Genomic DNA, 756 nt, shown 5'->3' on the forward strand with positions numbered 1-756 from the left:
AGGGATATTCTTGTGGCCGGGGACGGACGAGAATCCCGGCCCGATTACGGCGGGCCGGGATTCTCTGGCATGCGTATCAGGCGGTTACTGGCTTAGTAATCGCCGAATTCACCGAACTCGCCGCCCTCGCCCTTCTCGTCGTGGTGGCGCTTGATGACGCGGAAGCTGGCGACGACTCCGTCCTTGACCTTCACGCCGTCATCCATCTTCCCGTGGTGCTTCTTCTCGTGGTGCTCGCCCTTCTCGTGGTGCTTCTTCTCGTGGTGCTCGCCCTTCTCGAAGTCCTCGTCCTCGTCCTTGCCGGGGCGGACGTTGTTGGCGGAGCTGTAGCGGCCGACGGTGGCGATGGGGGCGCCGTTGTCGCACACGGCTCCGCGGAACACCTCAACTTCGTTGCGGCTGTCGTTGCGGATGTTGAAGCTCTTGGCACCCAGGCCGCTGACGACGGTGATGCAGCCGTCGGGGCGGCCGGAGTACTCGCGCTCGTTGATGTGGATCCGGCCCTCCTCGTGATGGCGCTTGCCGCCGCGCTCGTTGCCGCCACGCTCGTTTCCTTCGTAACCCCTGCCTTCGTTGCCCTTGCCCGTGTTGCCGCCCTCCCCGCCCATGGGGGCCTGGGCGGGCAGGGTGACCGGGGCCACCTGGGCCTCGGGGGCGGGGAGGGCGGAGGCGTAGGTGATGCCGGTCGCGGTCAGTGCCGCGGCGGCCGCGACGGCCGCCGCGATCGCGTGGGAACGGTTCATGATCATGTCGCTT

1 protein-coding gene is annotated in these 756 nt (G+C 67.2%); it reads right to left on the reverse strand.

The annotated features are described in order from the left end of the window. Positions 1-92: 92 nt before the first annotated feature. On the reverse strand, positions 93-756 hold a 664-nt coding region (locus IE107_RS34555; RefSeq protein ID WP_229867494.1), incomplete at its 5' end, for a hypothetical protein.

The sequence above is a fragment of the Streptomyces gelaticus genome (genome assembly GCF_014649535.1).
Lineage (GTDB): Bacteria > Actinomycetota > Actinomycetes > Streptomycetales > Streptomycetaceae > Streptomyces > Streptomyces gelaticus.